Below are 16,383 nucleotides of genomic sequence, written 5' to 3'. Positions count from 1 at the left end.
CCATGACCATCCAGCACACCCCCGTCACAGCTGAAACCGCGCTCTTCACGTTCTACGACATCGAGTCGCTGTCGAACGTCTTCACGCTGTGTGCCTACACCCCGCGGCCGGACCGCGCCGTCCACGACCTGGAGATCTTCTTCCTTGCCGACGACCCGGCGCTGGTCGCCGCCGTCGACCCCCAGGCCCTCTACGACACCGTGGTCCGCTCCAACCCGGGACTGCCCGCGGTCAGTGTCCAGCTCTGGAACCTCGGCAGCGAACGGGGCAGCCTCAGGCTCGCCGAACTGATGGGCCTCTCGAACGCCGACCAGGTGTGCGACCGCTCTGACCCCGGCGGGTACCTCGCAGCGCTGCGACCGGTCTGCGACACCGATCCCGAGTACGACCCGGCGCTGCACCCGTTCCTGGCCGGCTACAACTCGATGAACTACGACACGACCATGGTCGCGCTCTACCTCAATGAGGCGTTCCCGGCTCCGGGCAGCGGCCGGCCGTTCCAGCCGACAGCAGCCCGCACCCTGCGCGACCACAACGACCAGCTCTTCTCGGCCCAGCACATCGAGTACATGCCCGGCTACCTCGGCTGGGACGGAGCGGCTGCGAAGATCCGCCGCGCCATGCTGCACTCGGGCCGCCATCTCGACGTGGCCCGCCTGAACGAGCTGCAGTCCAAGGCCAGCCTCAAGCGCCTGCTCGGGATGCTCGGACGCCAGATCAAGGAATCCGAGAAGCTCAGCCACGATACGAGCATCGAGGCGGTCGAGGACCTCTACGAGCTGCTGGCCTACAACGTCTCCGACTGCCTGGGCCTGGCCCAGCTGTTCCGGCACCCGGCGTACGCGAGCAACTTCGACCTCAAGGCCGGCCTGCTCTCCCAGTTCGCCGAGACGGTGTTCACCCAGAACGGCGCGGTGCGCAGGGACCGGCTGGCCGTCGACTCCTCATCGGCGAAGTTCGTGGGCCGCATCCTCGCGCCCTACGCCTCGCTGGACGACATCGAGGCGGTGTCCTTCGTGTATCCGCACCCCGAGGTCGCCAGGGAGCGCGGGATCGAGCCGGTCAACGTGCTCGACGAGTGCGTGCGCTTCTTCGAGGAGAACGTCGCGCCCGACCCGGCCACCCACCCCGAAGCAACCGCAGCCCAGCGCGCGGCCCACCGGCAGTTCATGCAGGTGGTGGCGTACTACCGCTCGATCGAGGGGCAGAACTTCAACGACTCCGAGGAGTACCGCGACAAGTTCAGCCTTCCGGCACGGTCGCTGCGAGACGTGCCCAAAACCCCGAACAACGTGCCGTACTTCCGGGCCGACGCCTCGCCGTCGTCCTGCTTCGCCACGTTCTCCACCGGCGGCATTCACGGGGCCGAGGCCGATCTCGCGGTGTTCAATGCCGAGAAGGTCGAGCACAACGACCAGGCCATGATGCTTATCCGGGCGATGCAGGCCTTCCCCGACGCGAAGGACTTCGTGGCCGAAGCCAAGCGCCAGCACGCCATGCTCCGCCTGCCCGACGGCACCTTCGTCGACAAACGGCTGGTCCTGCTGGGCTCAGACCCGGAGAAGGTCAAGTACCGCAAGCCGAAGAAGGACGACCCTGACCAGGCAGAGCAGCTCGCCCGTGCCCGGACTCAGGTGCCCGACCCGGCCGAGCTGCTGGCCGCCCAGCGGCCCGAGGCGGAGGCACTGAACGTCGTCCTGCCCGACGGTGGCGTCCTGGAGGGCAAGGTGGTGCTCGCCAACAGCACAACCACCAATGCCGCATACCGAAATGAGCCGGCCAAGAAGAAACCGGAGCTGTTCATCCCGAAGGAGGACGGCTCCGACAGGCTGCACCCGAAGTTTGCGCGCACTTCAGCCGGACTGGTGATCCATGAGGACTTCACCAGCTACTACCCGAACCTGCTGCGGAACATGCGGGCGTTCTGGAACCCCGAGCTGGGCGAGGACCGCTACGCGAAGATCTTCTTCGACAAAGAGCGCTATGGGCGCATGCTGAAGCAGCCCGGCATCTCCCCCGAGGAGAAGGCACGGCTGAATACGCTGCGCAACGGCACGAAGCTGATCCTCAACTCGGCCTCGGGCGCGGGTGACGCCGGTCACCGCACGCCGATCCGGATGAACAACCGCATCATCTCGATGCGCATCCTCGGCCAGCTGTTCAGCTGGCGGATCGGACAAGCCCAGACCCTGGCAGGGGCGCGGATCATCTCGACCAACACCGACGGCCTCTACTCGGTCGTCGGCGGCGAGAACGGCTTCGACGAGGCGACCAACAACCGCGTGCTTGCCGAGCAGCAGGCCGCGATCGGCGTCGACATCGAGCCCGAGCTGATGTTCCTCATCAGCAAGGACTCGAACAACCGCCTGGAGCTGGAGGCCCCGGAGCCGGGCCGTTCTGTGGCGGACAGCCCGATCATCGCAGCCGGGGGCGGCACGCTGGCCTGCCACGCGGGTCCGACTCCGACGAAGTCGCTGGCCCACCCGGCCGTGATCGACTTCGCCCTGGCCCGCTACCTGCAGACGGTGGCGAGCAGGGGAGAGTCGGCGATCGCGGAGCCCTTCGACCTGATGCTGGGCCGGAAGGTGATCGAAGAGGCGGTCCTGGAGGACGACCCGATCCGGTCGCTCCTGCTGTTCCAGAACGTCATCGCGGCCTCCCGCGGCTCGATCACCTACCCCTTCTCGGCTGCGCCGATCGACCCCGCCGCGGGCGTGGAGTACAGCGAGCAGGGACACGTAACCAACGTCCGCGACCCGCAGGTGCTGCAGATGGTCAACCGTGTGTTCATCGTCCGCCAGGGCACCGAGAACGCCCGGAGCCTCCTCAACGCCGGTGCCTGGAAGGTCACCGCGGCCAGCCAGGCCAAGCGCCGCGAGGAGGGCATCGGCCGTGCCAAACGCGACCCGGTCGCGCTGGAGGTCCTGCGTCACCACGGCTGGGCGCGCTCCCGCGCCGAAGCCAGCATGTCCGACGGTCTCGCCGTGCTCCCGGACGACCAGGACGTCGTCGTGAGGCGCATCAACGCCATCGACCCGACGTGGTCGATGGTAGTCGTCAACGACGACCTGCACCAGCTGCCGGCCGACCGGATCGAGCGGCTCATCGGCTCGCTGGACCTGGACACCTACGTCCGGATGCTCGAGGAGACGTTCACCAAGAACTGGATGAACGCGACCGCCTGAGCCGTTCCACCACAGCCCGCACAAGGGGGCCGCGCATGCCGCGGCCCCCTTTTTCAACTCTATGCGGCACCATTGCCGATGATGCCGCATAGATCATTCACTTCGAGTCATAATTGAGTACGAAAGGCAATTCCGACTCGTTACGATATGACCACGAGAGGCCAACATGTCCCAGTCAACACTCCCCGTCCGCTCCACTGACCCGGAAACTTCCTACGCCGCCGCCGTGAAGGCCGCGCTCGGCGCATCCCGCGTCCGCCCCATCGTGCTCGACATTGTCCGCGAGAAGGGCCCGCTCACCCACGACGAGCTCATCGCCGCCTATCACGACCGCGTCGTCACCAGCCTCGGCGAGGTGCCGCGCTCCTCGGAATCCGGCATCCGCACCCGGCTCAAGGAGCTCGCCCATCAGGGCCTGGTGACTGTCGCCGACGTTGACGGCTTCTCCAATTACGGCAATGCGGCCAAGCGCTGGGTCGCCGTTGACCAGGACGACCCGAGCTTCGTCTACGATCCGGACGCCATCGCCGCCTACATCGACGACGAGGACATCGTCGGCTTCGGGGACTTCCTCGACAGCGACGCCTCCGACGCTGTCGGGACCGACGAGGACTGAGCGGCAATGCCGAGGAAAAAGAACCAGCGGGAGAAGGCCGTCGAGCAGCACCTGCTCACTCAGTGCCGCCGGCACGGCCTGTTCTGCCTGAAGTTCGTGTCCCCGGCCCGCGGCGGTGTCCCCGACCGAATCGTCATCACGCCGACCGGCACCGTCTTCGTCGAGGTCAAGCGGCCCGGCGGAGACCTCGAGAAGCGCCAGAGCATCATGCACGCCAAGATGCGCCGCTTCGGTGCCGAGATCCACGTCGTGGACGACGAAGCGGCCGTCGACGCCTTCATCGCCCACGTGCTCGAACACCGCCGGGCCGACAGCCAGCAGAAAGCAGCATCATGACCGCCACAGCCACGGCCGCGGGCCCGGAGACAGCCGCCCGCGACTACGAAACGAAAGACTCGGGATCACGCAGGGTCACCGCCTCCGGCATACAGCGCGAGGTGAAGACAGGCCAGCCCCGCTTCGACCTGCTCGTACCGCTTCAGGTGCCTTACCAGGACCAGCTGTTCACCAGGACGGCCGCACTCGTGGAGCGTGGAGCGCGCAAGTACGACTCGCGCGACTGGGAGCAGGCCAGCACTGCCGCAGATATGGAGGAGTTCCGCGCCAGCGCCTTCCGCCACTTCATGCAATGGATGTGCGGCGAAGACGACGAGGACCACGCGGCTGCCGTGGTGTTCAACCTCCTGGCCGCGGAAAGCACCCGGACGGTGATCGCCCGCGGTGACGGCGGGATCCCGGAGGCCGCCCGATGAGTGGCCGCGTCACCAAGGGCAACGGCCAGGCCACCTCGGCCTTCCGCCAGCTCACCCGGGCCGACCTGGGCACCTTCGATCGCGAGGCCACGGAGCTCGTGCTCGAAGCGATGCGGGCCGGCTGCGTTGGGCGTGTCTCGTCCCGGGGCCACGCCATCCTGCGCAACAACGCCGGCGGATCCGTCTCGGTGCCGCGCAACATGACCTCACCCAACCGCACGGCGCAGAACGCCCGTGCCGACATGAAGCGACTGCTCGCCGGGCACCGGGCCGACCATGCAGCATCCGCCGCAGACCGCGGGCCACGCGGGAAACGCCAGATCACCGTCGCGGTGGCTTTCGTCGAGCACCCAACCGCCTTCTCCCGCTGGTTCGACGCCCAGCCCGAGGGCCTGCCTGCGGACCAGCTCATCGAGGTCTCGTTCGACGGGGCCGGGGAGCCGACCTTCCAGGCAGTGCCCATCGACGAGCCTGAACAGCCCGCTGCACCGGAACAGGACCAGCCGGAGCCTGCGACGGCCCGGCCCACCCGCCGCCGGGGACACCTGATGATCGCGCCCGAGCCCGGGCAGGAAGCAGAGGACGACATGACCGCCGAGGCCAAGGAAGATCTGCCGTTTGCGACACACCTACCCGATTCGGCCGTCGGGAATGCCTCTGCCGAAGCGGTGCTCGAGCGCATACGCACCGCGCTGGGCGAGGACCCGCGTGTCACCGCCCTGCAGCACAGGATCGTCGGGCTGGAGGCCGAGCTCGCCGCCCAAACACGCCGCGCCGATGACGCCGAGGTCCGCCTGGGCCTTGTCCGCGAGGCATTCCATGCCTGATCCCGACTATCGACAACCCACGAGAGGAGGCCGCACACCATGACCACGACCATCGCACCACCACAGCCGTCACCCGGGCCCATCGTGCTCAAGCCCTACCAGCAGCAGATCCACGACTTCCTCGTCAGCCGTCCCTTCGCCGGAGCCTGGCTTGGTGTCGGAGCCGGGAAGACACTTTCGACCCTCAGCGTCCTGCAGACAGTCCGGCCGATGGGTCACATCCTCGTCGTCGCACCGATCGCGATCGCACGCTCGACCTGGCTCGACGAGATCGATAAATGGGGATTCCCGATCCGAACCAAGTCGCTCATCGTCAACGACAACGACCGGAAGCTGCCCAAGGAGAAGCGCCTGGAACGCTTCCGGGAGGTCTTCTCCGACCCGCCGACGATGTACTTCGTCAACCAGGAATTGCTGACCCAGCCCTCCCAGGGTGCGCGTCTGCTCCAGCTGACCGGCGACCCCGCCGGCGATGCCATCGCCGCCGGTATCTCACCCGAGGCCGTGCGGCTGCGCGGGCTCATCGAGACGATCGGGCCGATGGCCCAGGAACAGCTGGTCGGACACTTCCTGCAGCTGGCCGCCGGGCAGCCTGGAACCAGGGCTCCCACCAAGACAGCGATCAAGGAGGCGATCAGCGAGCTCGTCACCCGCGGCGCGCTGGAGCGCGAGAGCCACGACTGTCGCAGCTGCGGCGGCGACGGCTGCGCACAGTGCCGGTACGGCCTGGTCGACCAGATGCCGATCCAGTCCATTAACGGACAGGACACCCTCATCTGGCCGTTCCAAACGGTGATCATCGACGAGTCGCAGGGCTTCAAGTCCCACAGCAGCGCCCGGTTCAAGGCCTTGAAGGCGGTCCGCCCGGCCATCACGCGGCTCATCGAACTGACCGGCACGCCGAGCCCGAACGGGCTGCACGACCTGTGGAGCCAGATCTACCTGCTCGACCAGGGCGAGGCCCTGGGCCGGACCATCACGGAGTTCCGCAACCGGTGGTTCATCCCGAAGATGGTGCCCGGCACCACCACCCCGGCGAAGTGGATCCCGACGCCGAACGCCGAGGCCGAGATCCATGAGGCCATCAGGCACCTGGTGATGAGCGCGCAGAACACCAACCTCAACCTGCCGGGCCTGACGATCCAGGACGCCAACGTCACCCTCCCGCCGGACCTCATGCAGGCCTACAAGGAGTTCAGGCGCGACCTCGTGCTCGACGTCGTGAAGACCTACCAGGACGAGGACGGCAAGCTCACCCAGAGCGTTGAATCGATCGTCGCCGAGAACCAGGCGGTCCTCACCAGCAAATTGATGCAGTTCGCCTCGGGGACGCTCTACACAGCCGACCCTGAGGACCCGGCGACCAAGGGCCAGTACGAGGTTATCCACGACAAGAAGCTCGAAATGGCCGAGTACCTGGTGCGCAACAGCGGGGGAGACCCCGTGCTGGTCGCGTACCACTTCCGCTCTGACCTGGAGCAGCTGATGGCGCGCTTCAAGAAGGCGGGCATCGACGCGCAGGTCTTTGACGGCTCGCGGGAGATGGTCCGCCGGTGGAACGCCAAGCAGATCCAGGTGATGCTGCTGCACCCCGCCGCGGCCGGCCACGGGCTGAACCTGCAGGACGGCGGCTCGACGATGATCTGGTACACGCTGCCGTTCTCGCTCGAGCACTACCTGCAGACCAACGGCCGTCTCTACCGCACGGGGCAGACCAAGCCCGTGGTGATCCACCGGATCATCACCAAGGGCACCCAGGACGAGCGGATGCCCGGAGTCCTGGCGGAGAAGCAGCAGGTCCAGGACGACCTCATCTCGGCTGTGTCCGGCGAGGAGGCGATCCTTGTCGCCCTCGAGGAGGAGATCCAGGACGACCTCAACGACCTGTGGGTCTCCGAACGGGTCTGACCAACCCATTCCGACGCCGCGGAGGCCGGAGGTGCAGCATGGGGTCGGCAGGGCCGACCCGGGTGCCGGGGCAGTGATGTCGGTGGGGCAGGCCTCGGCCCGCCCCACCTCATTGCCACGACACCACAACGAACAGGAGCGAAATCCCATGGCTGAGCGGACCATCTACCGGCTCCCGCCTGCGGGCTGGTCGGACTTCGGCGCACACATAGGCCAGCCGAAAGTCCGCCTCGAGTTCTCGGCCGAGGCCGGCGAGGACGGAATGCCGCTCTGGGAGCGGCCCATCGACATCCGCCACGACGACCAGGAGGTCTCGCAATGAAGGCGTACAGCACGCAGACCGAACGCGCCTACGACTCCTGGGAGGACCTGGTGGCCGAAGAGGCCAACGGCTACGGCGTCGTGGTGATGATGCAGGCCGAGAGCCTGAAGTCCGGCAGGCCCCAAACCTATTCGCGCCTGATTGGGCCGTTCGACGACCAGAAGAAGGCCCGCAACAAGGCCGCGGCCGTTCGCCGCGCCTGGAAACGCGCCAAGGACCGCGACCCCCGTATCAAGCTGCTGGGCGTCTCGGTCGAGCCAATCTGGCCCGACCTGCGCTTCGGCACCAGGGACTGAGGCCTGATTGCACAACCCGCGCCACGGGCGCGCTGCCGGGGCCAACGCTCCGTAGACCATCAACGACACGACCGACGAGGACATCCGCCATGACCATGACGACCACTGCCCGCCCCGCATCTCCACGCCTGCAGGACCCGCTCGACGCCGTGATGCGCAGCTGCCTGCGCGACGACACCGTCTGGGCTGAAGTGACCACCACGCCGGCCGGCGTCAGCCAGGCCGAGCACTGGCTGAAGACCACCGCGTCCAGCATCGACCAGCAGCTCTCATTCCGCCAGGACGATGCCGAGATCTGGCGGTTGTCACCGCTGGAGCACAGAGCGGAGCTGATCGGCTTCCTCGAATGGCGCAAGGGCGCGCTCTACCTCAAGAGCCTCTGCGAAAAGCGGCTCATCGACATCAAGCGCCTGCGGACGGCCGACGAGGAGCGCGCCGAGAAGATGAAGGCGCTGCTGGTACGTCTGGCGCAAGCCGTTGTCGCCCACGAAGACGGGCTGATTGGCAACGGAGACCTGTACGGGGTCCTCGACCTGATCTCGCTCCCTGGGACCGATGCGCCAACCCTGCGGGAGTACCTCCGGTCCCGCGACGGTTCCAAGGACTGACCCAGACCAACGACCGCAGCCCCGTCGCGGCCGACCCCTGTGGGACGGCGGCGCGACGGGCCCCTCGATCCCGGGCCACGCGCCCGGCGGAAAGAACCGCATGACGCCGCAGACCACCACGACCACCGCAGAAGAACTCGTCCCCGAGATCGAGCAGGCCTTGCTCGCTTCACGGGCGGACCGTGCCCGGCACGAAAGCCGACAAGAGCGTTCCGAGCCGTCGGACGTGAACGCCCACGAGCGCGCAGTGATGTTCGACGTCACCCTGGCACTGCTCATCAGGCACCGGCTGCCCATCGACGCCGACCGCGCCGCGAAGGCGGTGGCCGACGCGCAGACCACCGACGCCCACAGCTGGGCGGCCGCCTGCGCCAGGCACATCGCCCGCGTGGCCGAGGAGAAGAACCCATGACCCGAAAGCGCAGACACCACTACTCGACCGAAGGCTTCCGGCCGTGGGCGAATCCCGAACAGGCGCACTGGATGCGGGAACTCCGCAAGTCCAGCGCGACGCAACGCCACACCCCGAAGCCCCGCAAAGGCACCCGCCGCGAGCGGGAACGCCAGGCGATCCGCGACCAGAACCGAGGAGATCAGAGATGAAGACGCCACGCCCCGACAGATCAACCGCGATACGCAGGAACCGGAGCTGACATGCGGCAGATGACCGAAGACCAGTTCGACGAAGCTTTCGATGTCGTCCCTGATCCCGTGACCGGAGACACCGTCCGGCCCACCGACCAGGGTCTGGACCGCACCTCCCAGTACCTCTGGACCGTGGTCGACGCCGACGGCGACCTCTACGCACTCAGCGGCTGGCATTACGTCAACCGCGTCGGCTACGTGATCACACAACAACCCTGGGACGAGGACACCGAGGCCGAATGGTTCATCAGCCCAGACGAGGACGACCCAGAGGAACAGCTGTGACCCAGGCCAACAATCCGCGATCAAGTCTGCCCGCCAGCAGTGTGCTACCCGGCCAGAGCTGTGCGACCTGGAATCCGACGGCTGAGCGCTGAGAACCCCGACACCACAACGACCCCTGAGCAGGGGAGTGAAGGAAACCACATCCCATGACCCCCACCACGATAGGCGACCTGCCCCGGACCGCCCACGCCGCCCCCAAGATCACGATCTACGGTCCGGCAGAGTGCCCGAACTGCGACAAGGCCAAGAACCTGTTCGACCGGCAACAGCCGACGGTGCAGTACACGAAGGTCGACATCGAGCAGGGCGACGAGAACCACCGCCACATCACCGAGGTCCTCGGCTACGCCCAGGCACCCGTGATCGTCGTCGAGCTGGCCAGCGGCCGTACCGTCCACTGGGGCGGGCACCGCCCGGACATGCTCACCGCCCTCGTCCGGCTGTGCACCAAGGGCATCGTTCCCGAGGACCGGAAGGTGGCCTCCTGATGGCCGGGGCGCGGCAGCGCCTCGACCTCGGCATCACCGCCCGGCAGGCCGACATCCTGCTCGACACGCTCGTCGACAAATCCGTCGAGACGGACCACTACCTGCTGTCCTATCCGAAGGACGAGCCCGAAAAGACCGACACCTGCTGCGACGCGCACCTGGCGCGGTTCGAGCAGCGCGCGCTCCAGCGCAAGGCGCTGCTCGAACGCAAAGCCGGGGTCCAGCACCTCATCGCGCTCATCGAGGCGATCCGTCCGGCGTTCGAGGCCTCCGGGTCCTCACCGGAAAACATGACCGCCGTGGACCTGTCCGGCGTGACGCTCGTCTACCGGGACGCAGCGGGCAGGACGCATGAGCAGCCACTGGCCGACATCGGATCCGCCGGGACGCTCATCGACCCCGACAACGGAGACGACCTCGAGCTCATCGCCGCCCTCGTCCACCGTTGACGGCAACGGGCGGCGCGGCCGCCCCGGAGCGCGGACCCGGCGCACAGTAAACGAGACCCGATACACGCACAACGACTTCGAGGAGGAGCCATAGTGCACGCACAGCCGAACGCCCGATTCCCCGCGGCACCATCATGAGCGACGGGGACCACGGTGGACAGTGGCGCAGGGACGCACTGTGCGCCCAGACCGGCCCCGACGCGTTCTTTCCTGAGAAGGGCGGCAGCACCGCCGACGCCAAGAAAGTCTGCGCCCAGTGCGAGGTGCGGGCTCAGTGCCTGGACTACGCGCTGAGCGCCGACGAGCGCTTTGGCGTCTGGGGCGGACTCAGCACTGCCGAGCGCGACCGCCTGGTCAAGAACACACCTGCTCACAGCGGTGCCTCACAGCCCCGGAAACGGGAGCGGGACGTCCTCATCGTCGCAATGGCCGGCCGGGGGATGCACCCCCGGACCATCGCCGACACGGCCGAGGTCACCGACCGCACTGTCTACCGCGTGCTCGCCAGGCACAGGGAGCGGCAGGACGCCGTCTCCGCCTGAGCGCTGCACCGCCGAATGAAAGGACCACCATGCGACTGTTTCCGCGCCGCTTCAGGCAGCAGGACCTGCTGCCCGGAGACGCCTATCCGTCCGACCGGACTACAGGTGCGCCCATGCTGCCCAGGAAGCGCGCTGCCATCGACCGCAAGCTCCGCCGCCTGGTGAAGCAGCATCCGCTCCCAACCGAGCCTGGAGAGTACCTCGACGCCACCGGCGACCGGTGGACGCTTGACGCCCAGGGCGGCTGGACCGACGACGACGGCGTGCACCGCGACGCGCGGTACGCGCCGATCATCGCCTTGTTCGTCCACAACTCCGGCCCGTTCACACGCATTGATGGCTGATGGCCACCGCCGACCGCACCGCAGAAGGAGCGACCATGCACCCCCGCATCGAAGACAGCCACCTCGACCCCGGACTCCTGCCGACCGTCAATCCACAGCAGCGCACCGACACCCAGCTCGTCGAGCCGGTGCTCCGGGCCATCCAGGCCGCCGTCGCGGACTGCAGCGTGACCGCCGCCCAGGTCTTCGCCGGCCGAATCCACACGCGCAAGAACGAGGAGTGCACGACAGCGTTCGGCCGACCGCCCAGCGTCGGTCACGCACCTGACGGTGACGACTTCTACCTACAGATCGGCGTCCGGGTGCCCTCGTACGCAGCCGCACCGGTGCTCGAGGCGATCCAGGCCGTCGAAGCCTTGTCGGACAAGCAGGCGCTGCGCGAGGCCCGTGTCCGGCTCGCCGAGGCCAAGGAGCGCACCACCGCTGCACAAAGCGAAGAAACCCGGATCCAGGCTGAGATCGACCGCCTCGCCCCAAAGGAGGAGTAGACCATGAGCAGCATCCAGCCCCTTGCCGCCCGCATGCGACCCAGCTCGCTCGACCAGGTCATCGGGCAGGGCCACCTCGTCTTCCCCGGCTCGCCGCTGGAGCTGCTCGCCACTGGCAAGTCCCGCACCTCTGTGCTCCTGTACGGACCTCCGGGGACCGGCAAGACCTCCATCGCCCAGGTGATTGCCGAACGGACCAGTCAGGTCTTCGTGGAGCTGTCCGCGACCTCGGCCGGCGTCAAGGAGGTCCGCGCCGAGATTGCGGCAGCCGAAAAGCGCCTTGAAGCCGACAGCACCGGCACCGTCCTGTTCCTCGACGAGATCCACCGCTTCACCAAAGCCCAGCAGGACATCCTGCTGCCTGTCGTCGAAAAGGGCCTCATCGCCCTGATCGGCGCGACCACAGAGAACCCCAGCTTCTCGGTGAACTCGGCTCTCGTGTCCCGGTCCATCCTCATGGTCCTGCAACCGCTCGGGACCGACGACATCGTCGGCCTGCTGGAGCGTGCCATCGCCGCGCCCGAAGGCCTCGGCGGAGCGGTGTCGGCGGACCGCGAGACACTGGGCATCATCGCCGGTCTCGCCTCGGGAGACACCCGCCAGGCGCTCGGACGGCTCGAGACCTGCGCCGCGACCGTACTTGCCGCAGGAAAGACCGAGATCACCTCGGAGACCGTCCGGCAGGTCACCGGCTCGGCCCTGCAGCGCTTCGACCGCGACGGCGACCAGCACTACGACATCGTGTCTGCGTTCATCAAGTCGATGCGGGGCAGTGATCCCGACGCCGCGCTGCACTGGCTCGCCCGGATGATCGAGGCAGGGGAGGACCCTCGGTTCATCGCGCGGCGCTTGGTGGTGCACGCCTCTGAGGACGTCGGCATGGCCGACCCCTCGGTGCTGGGCGTCGCGGTGGCAGCCGCCCAGGCCGTGCAGCTGATCGGCATGCCCGAGGCACGGATCAACCTTGCGCAAGCAGCTGTCGCCATTGCCACGGCACCAAAGTCGAATGCTGTCTACCGCGCCATCGACGCGGCACTGGCCGATGCCCGATCCGGACGCACCGGCGAAGTGCCCCGGCATTTGCGCGACGCGCACTACCCAGGAGCCAAGGCGCTCGGCCACGGAGAAGGCTACCTCTACCCGCACAACTTCAAGCACGGAGTCATCGGGCAGCAGTACATGCCCGATGCCGTCCTTGGCACGCAGTACTACCGACCCACTGCCAACGGCTTCGAGCAGACGGTCATCAACAGACTCGCCTCCATCACAACCATGACCGAGAAGGAATGACCCATGCCAGAGAAGCCCGAACGATCATTCGAACAAGCTCTCGCGGAGGATCTCGGCATCGATTTCGACGTCGAGCTCGTCGAGCTGCAGCTTGGCTTCGTGCTGGATTACCAGAGAATCAGGCACGGCGAACAGCATCGGATGGGCTACGTGCTTCTTGATCGGGAACACCACCCCGACGCTGCCATCGTCTTCGCCACACCGGACGCTGCCCGCCGCGCCCTGGACGGCCACCCATTGATCGAAAACCTCTGCGAAGAAGACTGCATCGATGCCCGGTTGCCGGTCCAGCTGACACTCTCCGATCTCGCATCCCGCGAGATCATCCTGCCCTGATCGCACCTCACCGCGAAGGAATAGAACCATGGCCAACACCGGCATCTTCACCCAGTCTGCCGCCTCCATTCTGCAAGACGTCGACGAGTTCTACTTCGGCAGCGCACTGCCCTGGTACCACGGCACCGAACTGTCCAAGGACAGCTCGCGCGTGCGCGTCACATTGAACGATCCCGAATCGGACGACGAATCCCAGACCAAGGACTACGAGCTGTCGGCCACCCGGATCAAGGAGGCCTACCGCGAGGCCAAGCAGAAGGGGTACCACCTCTGCTGCGCTGCCGCCATCGAGTCCGAGCAGCTGGGATTCGGCTGCGTCCAGGACCTCGACATCATCCTGCAGATGGCCTGTTATGGCGGGCTGGTCTTCGGCTGACGCCACCCCCGGCTCGACTTCACCAGTGGAACTTCTTCCACTAGGATGCAATGTCAGAGCTACCCGATGGGCGGGTGACCGCTACATAGCCGTAATCATTCCGTCTTGAAACCACCCTGCTCACGCTCACCGCGCCGACCTCGAACGATAGGCACCGATCACATGAACGACCAGGAAGTGCGCCGCGGCGCAGGCATCTACAGCAAGCCCGTGCTGGGCTTCTACGACCTGCTCGTCGTGAAGTTCTCCAATTCGCTGGCCTGGCGATGCGCCAGCCAGCTCATGCTGGACCAGTACAACCGATGCATCGGCCTGCGTCATCTCGACGTGGGCCCCGGCACCGGTTGGTACCTCGCCAAGGCCAATCTCCCTAAGTCAGCTGAGATCACACTCATGGATCTCAACGAGAACACCTTGGAGCACGCCGCTTCCAGACTCGCCCACAGCAACGTAAGTACCAGAGGCGTCACCGGGAACGTCCTCGAACCGATCCCCGAGGCACTCGGCCAATTCGAGTCCATCGCGGCGAACTACGTCTTCCACTGCGTTCCCGGATCCTGGGAAGACAAGGGTGCGGCGTTCGAATACCTGGGGGAGCGGCTCGCTGATGACGGGGTCCTGTTCGGCAGCACCATCCTGGGCCGCGGTGTGAACCACAACCTCATCGGCCGGGGCTTCATGGCCCTGTACAACCGCATGGGTATCTTTCACAACCGTGAAGACGATGCTGCTGGACTTGAGGCTGAGCTGCGGCGCAGCTTCCGCCAAGTGAGCGTCGACGTCGTCGGTACCGTAGCGGTCTTCAGTGCCCGGGAGCCGTTGCGAAAAGGCGGGGCAGGTGGACTGGGCTAAAAATCGAGCCTGATGACCGCATCCCGCCCTTCAGCCCCGGATCTGACTCCGGTGGCGGTGATGCGCACATTCTGCACGGAACCGTCGACTCGGCGAAGTGCCAGCCCCATCGATTGGGACCGAACAGTGTCACTCGCCGCAGCCGCTATGAACCTCTGCAGCTCACCTGACGCGTCAATGGCGAATTCACCAAGGCCTCCGACGTGTCCGAAGTCTTCCCGACGCCAGGACGGCGACGTCATCAGTACATCCAGTGTCGCAGCGTCGACAACGGCCATCGGTTCCTTGGCCAGAGCCATCACTCCGCGAAGCACATCGTCGACGCGCCCTGCATTGGCGTCTTGCTCGAAGGCCATGTCATGGAAAGTCTCCGGGGCCTCGTAGCTGAAACCCTGCAGATAGATCTTGTCGTGGTCCGGCTCGATCGGCGGAATCACGCCAACCAGGCGCATGTGACGACGATCCTGTGAGGCCGTGCCGTAGCCGGTGACGATGTTGTAGGTCAGGCACCGGACCTTGCCGGTTACACCCATCAGCCCGTCCTGGATGCCGTCGCGGATGAGACTGTTCACTCGCATCCGGTCGGACTGGTCGATGAGCTCGCTCGCCCATTCTCCGGCTTCCCAATAACCATTGCGCTGCTGGGCCACGCCTGTGTCGACATCATAGATACGAAAGAGGTTCCGGTCCCAGTACGTGCGCCGGCGCAGCGTGGGCTGCCCGTCGGCGTCACGCTCGATCTCCCATTCCCATCCACCGACCAGCGGCGGTTCAGGCAGAGGATCAGCCGATTTCGCCACGCCCGCCAGAACGCCGATCACGGTGGACGTACGTGGCGAGAAGACGGGCCGCACCTCAACTGACCACTGCTCGTCGGCGTGGAAGACCGTCTCGGAAATTGCGCTGCCGCTATTCATCACCTGGGCGATGCGATTCTCATCAAGAAGAAGACGCCGGGGAATTGCACGCATGGGTTTACGGGCACTGACCGGCCCGCAAGGCTTGTCGTCCACCAGAACGAGTTGCTTGCCGTCGCTTCCGCAGAAAAGGCCCCAGGATCCTGCTTCCAGCTGGACCTGCATGGTCAGATACCGCCTGAGACCTGCACAGTGGCCCCCGACATGTAGGTATTCTCCGCGGTGTGGATGATTGCCGAAGCGATCTCCTCTGCCGTCGCCAAGCGACCCAGCGGGATTCCTTCCAGCATTGCCATCCGTGCCTCCTCAGCAACATCAGCCATCATGTCCGTATCAGTTGCCCCGGGAGCGACAACGTTCACCCGGATGTTCCGAGCCGCGTACTCCCGCGCCATCGATCGTGCAAACGCTTCCAGTGCCCCCTTGGATGCAGTGTAGTTGCACTGACCGACAACGCCGTACTTGACCGACATCGACGATACGAGAACGATTGAGCCGCGCCGCTGCCGCATCATCGGAGCCAGGGCCGCTTTGCAGGCCAGCATCGGACCGATTGCGTTGACCTGCATCACCTCGGTCAGGTCTTCTTCACCCATACGCATGAGCAGCTTGTCCCGCGTGATTCCTGCCGCCACCACAAGGACGTCCAGTCCACCCAACTCCGCGGCCGCAGCCTTCACGCCGGAGGCGATCGATTCGCCGTCGCGGACATCCATTTCAACAGGAAGCACACCCTCGGGCACGGTCCCCCCAGCACGATGCGTACCCGCCGTCCGGTAGCCGGTGGAGAGCAGGCCTCGAGCCGTAGCCGCCCCGATCCCGCGGGTTGCACCGATCACCAGGGCAGTTCTCCCCAT

22 protein-coding genes and 1 pseudogene are annotated in these 16,383 nt (G+C 66.3%); 21 read left to right on the top strand and 2 right to left on the bottom strand.

Annotated elements, in window-relative coordinates:
• Window positions 1-2 precede the first annotated feature (2 nt).
• The 21 genes and pseudogenes from QN084_RS01910 to QN084_RS01810 all read left to right on the top strand — a co-directional run bounded on the left by QN084_RS01910 (window position 3) and on the right by QN084_RS01810 (window position 14,609).
• The gene (locus tag QN084_RS01910) at window positions 3-3,185 is read left to right on the top strand and encodes a hypothetical protein (RefSeq protein WP_069695041.1); all 3,183 of its coding nucleotides are present in this window, start codon (window positions 3-5) and stop codon (window positions 3,183-3,185) included.
• Between the two features lie 166 nt (window positions 3,186-3,351).
• The gene (locus QN084_RS01905; protein ID WP_069695040.1) at window positions 3,352-3,801 is read left to right on the top strand and encodes a hypothetical protein; all 450 of its coding nucleotides are present in this window, start codon (window positions 3,352-3,354) and stop codon (window positions 3,799-3,801) included.
• 6 nt (window positions 3,802-3,807) lie between these two features.
• Entirely contained in the window at window positions 3,808-4,137 is a 330-nt protein-coding gene (locus QN084_RS01900) for a PDDEXK family nuclease (protein WP_069695039.1), read from the top strand.
• Window positions 4,134-4,553, top strand: coding sequence for a dATP/dGTP diphosphohydrolase domain-containing protein (locus tag QN084_RS01895; RefSeq protein ID WP_069695038.1), 420 nt, complete (start codon window positions 4,134-4,136; stop codon window positions 4,551-4,553). The genes QN084_RS01900 and QN084_RS01895 overlap by 4 nt, the downstream gene beginning before the upstream one ends.
• Window positions 4,554-4,651: 98 nt before the next feature.
• Window positions 4,652-5,380, top strand: a complete 729-nt coding sequence (locus QN084_RS01890; protein WP_139126763.1) for a hypothetical protein — start codon at window positions 4,652-4,654, stop codon at window positions 5,378-5,380.
• Window positions 5,381-5,419: 39 nt separating this feature from the next.
• Window positions 5,420-7,288: an SNF2-related protein gene (locus tag QN084_RS01885; protein ID WP_069695036.1), complete on the top strand. Its 1,869-nt coding sequence runs from the start codon at window positions 5,420-5,422 to the stop codon at window positions 7,286-7,288.
• A 148-nt stretch (window positions 7,289-7,436) separates the two neighbouring features.
• Window positions 7,437-7,610 (top strand): hypothetical protein, encoded by a 174-nt coding sequence (locus tag QN084_RS01880; RefSeq protein WP_168529720.1) that lies wholly within the window; start codon window positions 7,437-7,439, stop codon window positions 7,608-7,610.
• A complete protein-coding gene (locus tag QN084_RS01875; RefSeq protein WP_069695035.1) occupies window positions 7,607-7,906 on the top strand; it encodes a hypothetical protein in 300 nt (99 codons plus the stop codon). Before QN084_RS01880 ends, QN084_RS01875 begins: the two co-directional genes overlap by 4 nt.
• An 89-nt stretch (window positions 7,907-7,995) precedes the next feature.
• Complete coding sequence (locus tag QN084_RS01870; protein ID WP_069695034.1) at window positions 7,996-8,514, top strand: hypothetical protein; 519 nt, start codon at window positions 7,996-7,998, stop codon at window positions 8,512-8,514.
• A 100-nt stretch (window positions 8,515-8,614) separates the two neighbouring features.
• On the top strand, window positions 8,615-8,926 hold the full coding sequence (locus QN084_RS01865) for a hypothetical protein (protein ID WP_069695033.1): 312 nt from the start codon (window positions 8,615-8,617) through the stop codon (window positions 8,924-8,926).
• A complete protein-coding gene (locus QN084_RS01860; protein WP_139126762.1) occupies window positions 8,923-9,117 on the top strand; it encodes a hypothetical protein in 195 nt (64 codons plus the stop codon). Before QN084_RS01865 ends, QN084_RS01860 begins: the two co-directional genes overlap by 4 nt.
• Before the next feature lie 51 nt (window positions 9,118-9,168).
• On the top strand, window positions 9,169-9,444 hold the full coding sequence (locus tag QN084_RS01855) for a hypothetical protein (RefSeq protein ID WP_069695032.1): 276 nt from the start codon (window positions 9,169-9,171) through the stop codon (window positions 9,442-9,444).
• 146 nt (window positions 9,445-9,590) lie between these two features.
• Complete coding sequence (locus QN084_RS01850) at window positions 9,591-9,932, top strand: glutaredoxin family protein (protein WP_069695031.1); 342 nt, start codon at window positions 9,591-9,593, stop codon at window positions 9,930-9,932.
• A complete protein-coding gene (locus QN084_RS01845; protein ID WP_069695030.1) occupies window positions 9,932-10,381 on the top strand; it encodes a hypothetical protein in 450 nt (149 codons plus the stop codon). Before QN084_RS01850 ends, QN084_RS01845 begins: the two co-directional genes overlap by 1 nt.
• A 161-nt stretch (window positions 10,382-10,542) precedes the next feature.
• Window positions 10,543-10,740, top strand: a pseudogene (locus QN084_RS01840) (WhiB family transcriptional regulator); the annotation flags it as partial.
• Between the two features lie 212 nt (window positions 10,741-10,952).
• Window positions 10,953-11,267, top strand: coding sequence for a hypothetical protein (locus QN084_RS01835; protein ID WP_069695029.1), 315 nt, complete (start codon window positions 10,953-10,955; stop codon window positions 11,265-11,267).
• Window positions 11,268-11,302: 35 nt separating this feature from the next.
• Window positions 11,303-11,755 carry a hypothetical protein gene (locus QN084_RS01830; protein ID WP_139126761.1) on the top strand — a complete coding sequence of 151 codons (453 nt, stop codon included), beginning with the start codon at window positions 11,303-11,305 and terminating at the stop codon, window positions 11,753-11,755.
• Window positions 11,756-11,758: 3 nt separating this feature from the next.
• A complete protein-coding gene (locus tag QN084_RS01825) occupies window positions 11,759-13,045 on the top strand; it encodes a replication-associated recombination protein A (RefSeq protein ID WP_069695027.1) in 1,287 nt (428 codons plus the stop codon).
• 3 nt (window positions 13,046-13,048) lie between these two features.
• Window positions 13,049-13,381: a hypothetical protein gene (locus QN084_RS01820; RefSeq protein ID WP_069695026.1), complete on the top strand. Its 333-nt coding sequence runs from the start codon at window positions 13,049-13,051 to the stop codon at window positions 13,379-13,381.
• 28 nt (window positions 13,382-13,409) lie between these two features.
• On the top strand, window positions 13,410-13,757 hold the full coding sequence (locus tag QN084_RS01815; protein ID WP_069695025.1) for a hypothetical protein: 348 nt from the start codon (window positions 13,410-13,412) through the stop codon (window positions 13,755-13,757).
• Window positions 13,758-13,919: 162 nt separating this feature from the next.
• Window positions 13,920-14,609 (top strand): class I SAM-dependent methyltransferase, encoded by a 690-nt coding sequence (locus tag QN084_RS01810; protein ID WP_069695024.1) that lies wholly within the window; start codon window positions 13,920-13,922, stop codon window positions 14,607-14,609.
• On the opposite strand, the gene QN084_RS01805 is transcribed toward QN084_RS01810, so the two are convergent.
• On the bottom strand, window positions 14,606-15,691 hold the full coding sequence (locus QN084_RS01805) for a hypothetical protein (RefSeq protein WP_069695023.1): 1,086 nt from the start codon (window positions 15,689-15,691) through the stop codon (window positions 14,606-14,608). The genes QN084_RS01810 and QN084_RS01805 overlap by 4 nt on opposite strands.
• Window positions 15,692-15,693: 2 nt before the next feature.
• Window positions 15,694-16,383 carry an SDR family NAD(P)-dependent oxidoreductase gene (locus QN084_RS01800; RefSeq protein ID WP_069695022.1) on the bottom strand — a complete coding sequence of 230 codons (690 nt, stop codon included), beginning with the start codon at window positions 16,381-16,383 and terminating at the stop codon, window positions 15,694-15,696.

The organism is Paenarthrobacter sp. R1, assembly GCF_030264015.1.
In the GTDB taxonomy this organism is placed as follows: domain Bacteria; phylum Actinomycetota; class Actinomycetes; order Actinomycetales; family Micrococcaceae; genus Arthrobacter; species Arthrobacter ureafaciens.
This window is presented reverse-complemented; position numbering and strand designations above follow the sequence as displayed.